An 8,970-nucleotide genomic window follows, 5' to 3' on the forward strand; every position below is an offset into this window, starting at 1 on the left:
CCTGCTTAGCGAGCAGCAGCCGGTTGGTCGCGCGGCCCGCCGTCCGGGCGAGGGCGTCGCGTACGTCCAGCAGGTGGGCGGCGGCACGGTCGAACTCGCCGTGCGGGCGGTCGGTCAGCCACGTGGCGGTGAGGGCACGCACGACGACGACGTCCCGGAGGCCGCCGCGGGCCTCCTTCAGGTCGGGCTCGATCAGGTAGGCCAGCTCGCCGGCCCGCTCGGCCCGTTCGGTGATCGACGCGAGCAGGTCCTCGAGGCGCCGACGGGATGCGGAGCGCCAGTCGGCGAGCACGGCCTGCGAGGCCGCCTGGGCGAGGCCCGCGTCGCCCGCCACCGCACGCACGTGCAGCAGCCCCACCGCCGCGGGCACGTCGGCGGAGGCGATCGTGCGGCACTCGCCGAGGCTGCGCACCGCGTGGTCCAGCTCGAGCCGGGAGTCCCAGACCGGGTACCACAGCGCATCCGCGAGCGCGGCGAGCTGGTGCGGGTCGAACGTGCCGCCGTCGTGCACGAGCAGCAGGTCCAGGTCGGCGGCCGGTCCCCCGTCCCGCCGGCCGAGGCTGCCCACCGCGGTCAGGGCGACGCCGCGGCCCAGGTCCAGGCCGGTCGTGGCGCCGGCGTGCGCCCACAGCTCGACCAGGGCGGCGTCGGTCAGGTCGGCCAGGGCGCGCCGGTAGGCGTGACCGGCGCCCGGGGCACCGGGCCCTGGCGCCGGCAGGGCGAAGCGGGCCCGGCCCAGCTGCCCCAGCAGAGGCAGCCGGACCGGGCCCGACGTGGGTGGCGTCCGCCGGGACGCCGAGGTCACAGGGCCTCGCGCCCGCGTTCTCCGGTGCGGACGCGGACGACGTCCTCCACCGGCACCGTCCACACCTTGCCGTCACCGATCCGGCCGGAGTGCGCGGCTCCGACGATGGCGTCGACCACGGCGGCCGCGGTCTCCTCCCCGACGATGACCTCGATGCGGACCTTCGGGACCAGCTCGATGGTGTACTCGGCGCCGCGGTAGACCTCGGTGTGGCCGCGCTGCCGGCCGTAGCCGTTCGCCTCGGACACGGTCATGCCGTGGACCCCGGCCGCCTCGAGGGCCTTCTTGACGTCGTCGAGCCGATGGGGCTGGACGATTGCGGTCACAAGCTTCATGCGTTTGCCTCCGTCGTGGATCGTGCTGCCGAGACCGTAGCGCCGCGGGCGGGGTCCGTGCTGAACCTTCCGGCACCGAGCACCTCGTAGGCGCTCTCACCGTGCTCGGACTGGTCGATACCGCTGACCTCGACCTCCTCGCTCACCCGCCAGCCCATCGCTGCCTTCAGCACGAGACCTATCATGGCGGTGACGACGCCGGAGAACACCATCGCCCCCGCGGCGATGATGACCTGCACGGCGAGCTGATTGGCCCCGCCACCGAAGAACAGGCCGGTCTCGGTGGACAGGAAGCCGATGGCGACCGTGCCGACCAGCCCACCGACGAGGTGGACGCCGACGACGTCGAGGGAGTCGTCGTAGCCGAGACGGTACTTCAGGCCGACGGCCAGGGCGCAGAGCACGCCGGCGAGGACGCCGAGCACCAGGGAGCCCACCGGGTCGAGCGCGCCCGCCGCGGGGGTGATGGCGACGAGGCCGGCGACGACGCCCGAGGCGGCGCCCAGGGAGGTTGCGTGGCCGTCGCGGATCTTCTCGGTGATGAGCCAGCCGAGGACGGCGGCGGCGGTCGCGGACGTGGTGTTGACCCAGGCGAGGCCGGCGAGCCCGTCGGCGGTGAAGGCGGAGCCGGCGTTGAACCCGAACCAGCCGAACCACAGCAGGGCGGCGCCCAGCATCGTCAGCGGCAGGCTGTGCGGCTTCATCGGGACCTTCCCGAAGCCCTTGCGCTTGCCGATGATGAGCGCGAGGACCAGGCCGGCGACGCCGGCGTTGATGTGCACGACGGTGCCGCCGGCGAAGTCGATCGGTGCCGCGATGCCGGCGAAGGGTCCGGCGGCGCCGAGCAGCCCACCGCCCCAGACCATGTGGGCCATCGGGAAGTAGGCCAGCGTCACCCAGAGGGCCACGAAGACCATCCAGGTGGAGAACTTGGTGCGGTCGGCGATGGCGCCGGAGATGAGCGCGGTGGTGATGATCGCGAAGGTGACCTGGAAGGCGACCCCGACGACCACCGGCACCCCGTAGGCGTCGATGGCGAACTCGCCCGAGTCGGTATACATGGTCCCGGAGAGCCCGAACTGGTCGAACGGGTTGCCGATGATGCCACCGATGTCGTTGCCGTAGGACATCGACCAGCCCCACAGCACGTACACGACGACGATGACGGCCATGGCGCCGAAGGACATCATCATCATGTTCAGGACGGACTTCGACCGGGTCATGCCGCCGTAGAACAGCGCCACGCCGGGTGTCATGAGGAGCACGAGGGATGCTGACATCAGCATCCAGGCGGTGGCTCCGGTATCCAGCTCCATGGTTCCTCCCTCGCCGGCACCTCTTGCCGACTCTGGGAGCAGGTTCGCGTGCCCGTGTTACCGCACGCGCACCTGGGTGTTTCGTCCGTGTGACGGTTGCCCTGGGGAGATGAAGTTTGTGTTTCGTGGGCCCGTGGGCCCCGAAGTGTGTCCCCGTGCGGCCGGCCGGCTACGCGAGCAGGGCGTCCACGAAGTCCTCGGGCACGAACGGTGCGAGGTCGTCCGGCCCCTCGCCGAGGCCGACGAACTTGACGGGGACGCCGAGCTCGCGCTGGACCGTCACCACGATCCCGCCCTTGGCGGTGCCGTCGAGCTTCGTCAGCACGATACCGGTGATGTCGACGACGTCGGCGAAGACCTGCGCCTGGCGCAGCCCGTTCTGCCCGGTGGTGGCGTCGAGCACGAGGAGCACCTCGCGCACGGGGGCCTCACGGGACATGACCCGTTTGATCTTCCCGAGCTCGGCCATGAGGTCGGACTTGTTCTGCAGCCGTCCGGCGGTGTCCACCAGCACGACGTCGGCACCGGTCTCGCGGCCCTGCTTCACGGCGTCGAACGCGACGGCGGCGGGGTCGGCGCCCTCCCGGTCGGAGCGGACCACGGGCACCCCCACGCGGGCGCCCCACGTGCTGAGCTGGTCCGCCGCCGCGGCGCGGAACGTGTCCGCCGCACCGAGGACGACGTCCTGCCCCTCGGCGACGAGGACCCGGGCGAGCTTACCGACGGTCGTGGTCTTGCCGGTGCCGTTGACGCCCACGACCAGCACGGTGGCCGGGTGACGCGCTCCGTCCTCGGCCACGCTGGGCTCGAGGTGGAGGGACCGGTCCAGGTCGGGGTCGACCAGGGCGAGCAGCTCGCGGCGCAGCACGCCCCGCACCGTCTCCGGGTCCTTCGTGCCGAGCACCTTGGTCTCGGTCCGCAGCGTCGTCATGAGGTCGGTGGTGGGCCCGATCCCGACGTCGGCGAGCAGGAGGGTCTCCTCCAGCTCCTCCCAGTCGCGCTCGGAGAGGTCGCCGCGGGACAGGATCGCCAGGAGCGACTGCCCCAGGGTGCCGGATCGTGCCAGCCGAGCGCGCAGGCGCTGCAGGCGCCCGGCCACCGGCTCGGGGCGTTCCAGGGTGGGTACCGCGGTGGGGGCCGGGCCCGCGGGTTCGACGTCGGCGCCCTCGGCGGGCGGCTGGTCGACCTCGAAGGGGCTGACGTCGACGGGTGGCAGCGTGGCGCCGGGCCCACCGCGGCGGCGTCCGCTCGTCAGGGCGGTCGCGCCGGCGATGACCACCGCCACCACGAGGACGGCGACGGCGATGAGGATCCACTGGAAGTCGGTCACGCTCCCAGTGTGGCCCACGGCGTGGGCCGGGGTCACCTGTGGACCGGGGTCACCTGCGGGTCAGCGACGCGTCACGGAGCGGGTCTGCCGGCGGGCGTGCAGCTCTCCCAGGCGGGCGTAGGCGGGCTCGTCCGGCGTGGGGCCGAGCGTGAAGATCTCGTCGACGGAGGTGTCGCGCACCTCGGCGGAGCGGGCACGCACGTCCTCGGAGCGCAGCTCCTCGGACCGCCACGCGCGCACGCTCGCCCGCAGCCACGCCGCCCAGCCCTCGGGCGGGCGCTGCTCGACGAGCAGCATCCAGACGACTCCGACGGCGCACAGCACCGCGATGACCACACCCACGACCATTGCCCCCGACATGCTTCCAGTATCACCACAACCACGGTGGCGGCGCAGCCGCCCGCCGGTCCGCACACCCGGACGGGGCGGTGATCTCCCTCACCTGCCGACGACGGGCTCCGGCTCCTGCACCAGGCGCTGGGAGATGACGGTGGTGACGCCGTCGCCGCGCATGGTCACGCCGTAGAGTGCGTCGGCGATCTCCATCGTGCGCTTCTGGTGCGTGATGACGATGAGCTGCGAGCTCGCCCGGAGCTCGGTGAAGATGTCCAGGAGCCGGCCGAGGTTGACGTCGTCGAGCGCGGCCTCGACCTCGTCCATGACGTAGAACGGGCTCGGCCGCGCCTTGAAGATCGCCACGAGCAGGGCGACCGCCGTCAGGGAGCGCTCGCCGCCGGAGAGCAGCGAGAGACGCTTGACCTTCTTGCCCGCCGGCCGGGCCTCGATCTCGATGCCGGTGGTGAGCATGTCCTCGGGGTCGGTGAGCACCAGGCGTCCCTCACCACCCGGGAACAGCCGGGAGAACACCCCTTCGAACTCCCGGGCGGTGTCCGCGAACGCCTCGCTGAAGACCCGTTCGACGCGCTCGTCGACCTCGCGCACGATGCTCATGAGGTCGGCGCGGGACTTCTTCAGGTCGGCGAGCTGGTCGTTCAGGAACTTGTGCCGCTCGGCCAGGGCCGCGTGCTCCTCGAGTGCGAGCGGGTTGACCTTCCCGAGGCGGGCGAGGTCACGCTCCGCCGCACGCAGTCGCTTCTCCTGCTCGGCGCGCACGTACGGGCGGGGCTCGGGCGGTTCCTCGCCGTCGGCGACGGGTGCCGTGGACGGCACGGCCCGGTCGGGGCCGAACTCGTCGACGAGCGTCTGGGCGTCGAGGCCGAGCTCGGTCACCGCCCGCTCCTCGAGCTGGCCGATCCGCAGGCGCTGCTCGGCGCGGGCGACCTCGTCCCGGTGGGCCGCGTCGGTGAGCGTGGCGAGCTGGACGGCGATCTCCTCGAGCTCGGTGCGCACCGCGGCGAGGGCCTCCTCGCGGGCCGCGCGGTCGTTCTCGGCCTGCTCGCGCTCGGCGGCGGCCGCCGTGACGGAGCGTTCGATCGCCTCGCTGGCACGCGTGGCGCCGTCACACACCTCGACGGCCACCTGGGCCTGGGCGGCGCGGCGGGCCTCCTTCTCCTCGGCCCGGCGGCGGGCGTCGCGCTCGGCCCGGGCGGCGGCCGCGAGGGACGCCGCCCGGCCGGCCATCGCCTTGGCCTGCTCCTCGGCGGTGCGCAGGGCGAGGCGTGCGTCGGTCTCGGCGGTGCGGGCGGCGCGGGCGATCTCGGTGGCCAGGTCCCGGGCCTCGGTCGCGCCGCTGAGGTCCGCCGCCGCCTCGGCCGGCTCGCGCTGGGCGACCTCGAGCCGTTCGGCGAGGGCGGCGAGCTCCGCGGCGTGCTCGGTGATCTCGGCCTCGACCCGCTCGATGGCGGGGCGGGTGCGTTCGGCCTCGGCCTGGGCGCCGCGCACCGTGGACCCGAGCCGGCCGAGGCGTTCGGCGACCGCGCTGAGCCGGGCGTCGGAGGCGTGCAGATCCGCCAGCGTCGCGTCGGCCCGTTCGCGGGCGGTGTTCACCCGTTCGCGCGCGGCGACGAGCGCGAACCGGGTGCGCTCGTTGCGGGCGGCGGCGGCCTCGACCTCGGTGACCGCCTCCTCGTGGGCGGCGTGCAGCTCCAGCACGCTGGGGGCGCTCGGGGCGCCGCCGTGCGCGGTCACGGCAGAGAGGACGTCCCCCACCCGGGTCACGGCGGTGAGGGCCGGGTGAGCGACGAGCACCTGGCGCGCGTCGGCGAGGTCCTCCACGACGACGACACCGGCGAGCAGCAGGCGGACGGAGCGGGCGATGCCCCGGTCCGCCACGGTGACGAGGTCGCCGGCCCAGCGCGCCCCGGCCGGGGCCTCACCGGCGGTGTCGGCGTCCGTGGCGGCGTCGCCGGCACCGGTGAGGAGGAGCCGCACCTGCCCGGCGTCGTCCTCGCGGACCTTGCGCACGGCGTCGACGGCGACGTCGACGGACTCCACGACGGCAGCGTCGGCGGCCGGGCCGAGGGCGGCGGCGACGGCGTTCTCCCAGCCGGGCGCCACGGTGATCCGGTCGGGCAGCGGGCCGAGCAGGCCCGGCAGCCCGGACTCGAGGAGGGCTCCGGTGCCGTCCTTCCGGCGCAAGGACAGGGCCAGGGTGTCGCGGCGGGCGGTCCAGGTGGTCCGGTCGGCCTCGGCGGCGCGTTCCTCCTCGACGAGGGCGGTCACGGCGGACTCGGCGTCCTCGAGCTCGGCGGTCGCCTGCTCGTGGGCCTCGTCGAGCCCCTCCTCCCCCTCCTCGACACCGGCGGCCTGACGCTCGAGCGTGTCGAACTCCTCCTGCGCCTCGGTGGCCCGCTGCTCGGCGGCGCGCAGGTTCTCTCGCATGCGGCCGAGTTCGGCCTCGGCGGCCTCGAGGCGGGAGCGCCGCGCCCCGACCTGACCGGTGAGGCGGGCGAGTCCCTCGCGCCGGTCCGCGACGCCGCGATGCATGGCGGCCAGGGCCCGCTCGGCCGCACGCTCGGCCTCCTCGGCGGTGGTCCGTTCGGCGGTGCGTGCCGTGAGGCTCGCCTGGGCCGCCGCGACCTGGGTGCCGAGCTCGTCCTCCTGCTCCCGCACGGCGGCGGCGCGGGCGTCGAGCTCCTCGGGGTCGCGGCCGGGCACGGGTTCGGCGGTGGGGGTGCCCAGGAGGCGGCAGCGTTCGGTGGCGACGCCGGCGAGGGCCCGGAGCCGTTCGCGCAGCCCGGAGAGCTGGTACCAGACGTCGGTCGCCGCACGGAGGCGGGGGGCCGCGGCGGCCGCGGCCTGTTCGAGCGTGGTCAGGCGGCCCCGAGCCTCCTCCCGGGCGGCCTCGACGACGGCGCGTCGTTCGTGCAGGGCGGTCTCGTCGGCGACGTCCTGGGTGAGGGTGGCGGAGAGCTGGACGAGGTCGTCGGCGAGCAGGCGGGCGCGGGCGTCGCGCAGGTCCGCCTGGACGGTCTGGGCGCGGCGGGCGACGTCGGCCTGTCGGGCGAGCGGCCCGAGCTGGCGCCGGATCTCGGCGCTGAGGTCGCTCACGCGGGCGAGGTTGGCCTGCATCGAGTCGAGCTTGCGGAGCGCCTTCTCCTTGCGCCGGCGATGCTTGAGGACGCCGGCTGCCTCCTCGATGAACCCGCGCCGGTCCTCGGCCGAGGCCTGGAGCACGGAGTCGAGCCGGCCCTGCCCGACGATGACGTGCATCTCGCGGCCCATGCCGGTGTCGGAGAGGAGCTCCTGGATGTCCAGGAGGCGGCAGGGCGTGCCGTTGATCGCGTACTCCGAGCCGCCGGAGCGGAACAGCGTGCGCGCGATGGTCACCTCGGCGTACTCGATCGGGAGCAGGCCGTCGGTGTTGTCGATGGTGAGCGAGACCTCGGCCCGGCCCAGCGGGGCCCGCGAGGACGTCCCGGCGAAGATGACGTCCGCCATCGATCCGCCGCGCAGCGTCTTCGCGCCCTGCTCGCCCATGACCCACGCGAGCGCGTCGACGACGTTGGACTTCCCGGAGCCGTTGGGACCGACCACGCAGGTGATGCCGGGCTCGAGATGCAGCGTCGTCGCGGACGCGAAGGACTTGAATCCTCGCAGCGTCAGCGTCTTCAGGTGCACCGGTGCAGCATATTGCCCGCGCGGGCGGCGTCGCGCCCGCAGGCCCGGTCAGGCGCCCAGGTCAGGGAACCACAGGCGGATCTCGCGGTCGGCGGACTCGGGCGCGTCGGAGGCGTGCACGAGGTTCATCACGGCCTTGGTGCCCCACTCCCGGCCGAGGTCACCGCGGATGGTGCCGGCGGGGGCGCTGGTGGGGTTGGTGCTGCCGGACAGGACGCGGATGCCCTCGATGACGCCGTGCCCCTCGACCACCGCGGCCACCACGGGGCCCGAGCGCATGAACTCGATCAGCGGGTCGAAGAACGGCTTGCCGTGGTGCTCGGCGTAGTGCTCGGCGAGGAGCTCGTCCGACGCCGCACGCAACTCCAGGGCGACGATGCGGTATCCCTTCGCCTCGATCCGGCGCAGGACCTCACCGGTGAGGTTGCGGGCGACGGCGTCGGGCTTGACGAGGACGAGGGTGCGCTCGGTGGGCGGGGTCGTAGTGGTCACGAGGACGAACGTTACCGGGCACCCGCTCGGAAGTGGGCCAGGCCGGCCTGGTACCGCTCCTCGCGCTCGACGTCGATCCGCCGGCCCGAGCGCAGCGCCACCATCCACAGGATCGCGAACACGGCTCCGACGGCGAACATCATGCCGATGGCGAAGCCCGAGGCGACGAGCACCAGCTGGACGAGGGAGCCGAGGACGTAGCCGGCCCTTCCGCGCAGCAGCGCGGCGGCCAGGACGCACCAGAACATGACCACGCCGCCGACGCCGAAGACCACGGCCGGGGCGGCGAGGTCGAGCCCGAAGGCGGCGAGCGCCGCGAAGAGGACCACGAACGCCTCGCTCAGCAGCACGGACATCGCGAACATCCGCAGCGCGGAACCGGGCCGGCGCGGCTCGGTCGGTTCGGCGCCGACCGGTTCGGCCCCGATCGGTTCGGCGCCGCTCGCCTCGGCCTCGATCGGTTCGGCGCCGACCGGTTCGGCGCCGGTCGCCTCGGCCCCGGTCGGTTCGGCCCCGGTCGGCCCGGCGGCGGGTGCGGTGCTCACACCCGCCAGGCTACCCACCAGCCGGCACTCCCCGGCGCACCATCCGCTGGCGGGCCGTCCGCGCCGGGCGTCCGGCGCGGGTACCGCCCGGGCGGGCCATCCGGGGCGGGCCGGCCGGGGGGGCCCG

Annotated in this window: 8 protein-coding genes; all 8 read right to left on the bottom strand. The window is 74.2% G+C overall.

The features are described 5' to 3' along the window. Window positions 1-805, bottom strand: an 805-nt coding sequence (locus tag ACYC1Z_RS12590) for a [protein-PII] uridylyltransferase family protein (RefSeq protein ID WP_461409872.1), incomplete at its 3' end; no start/stop codon positions are given. Further along, on the bottom strand, window positions 802-1,140 hold the full coding sequence (locus ACYC1Z_RS12595; RefSeq protein ID WP_461409873.1) for a P-II family nitrogen regulator: 339 nt from the start codon (window positions 1,138-1,140) through the stop codon (window positions 802-804). The genes ACYC1Z_RS12595 and ACYC1Z_RS12590, both read right to left, overlap by 4 nt. After that, window positions 1,137-2,456: an ammonium transporter gene (locus ACYC1Z_RS12600; RefSeq protein ID WP_461409874.1), complete on the bottom strand. Its 1,320-nt coding sequence runs from the start codon at window positions 2,454-2,456 to the stop codon at window positions 1,137-1,139. The genes ACYC1Z_RS12595 and ACYC1Z_RS12600 overlap by 4 nt, the downstream gene beginning before the upstream one ends. 169 nt (window positions 2,457-2,625) lie before the next feature. Then, window positions 2,626-3,786, bottom strand: a complete 1,161-nt coding sequence (gene ftsY / locus ACYC1Z_RS12605; protein WP_461409875.1) for a signal recognition particle-docking protein FtsY — start codon at window positions 3,784-3,786, stop codon at window positions 2,626-2,628. A 60-nt stretch (window positions 3,787-3,846) separates the two neighbouring features. Then, window positions 3,847-4,146, bottom strand: a complete 300-nt coding sequence (locus ACYC1Z_RS12610) for a hypothetical protein (RefSeq protein WP_461409876.1) — start codon at window positions 4,144-4,146, stop codon at window positions 3,847-3,849. Window positions 4,147-4,224: 78 nt separating this feature from the next. Then, a complete protein-coding gene (gene smc, locus ACYC1Z_RS12615; protein WP_461409877.1) occupies window positions 4,225-7,806 on the bottom strand; it encodes a chromosome segregation protein SMC in 3,582 nt (1,193 codons plus the stop codon). 48 nt (window positions 7,807-7,854) lie between these two features. Beyond that, window positions 7,855-8,298 carry a nucleoside-diphosphate kinase gene (gene ndk / locus ACYC1Z_RS12620; RefSeq protein ID WP_461409878.1) on the bottom strand — a complete coding sequence of 148 codons (444 nt, stop codon included), beginning with the start codon at window positions 8,296-8,298 and terminating at the stop codon, window positions 7,855-7,857. Between the two features lie 11 nt (window positions 8,299-8,309). Further along, window positions 8,310-8,843, bottom strand: coding sequence for a DUF4233 domain-containing protein (locus tag ACYC1Z_RS12625; RefSeq protein WP_461409879.1), 534 nt, complete (start codon window positions 8,841-8,843; stop codon window positions 8,310-8,312). Between the last annotated feature and the right edge of the window lie 127 nt (window positions 8,844-8,970).

This window comes from Georgenia sp. (genome assembly GCF_054605595.1).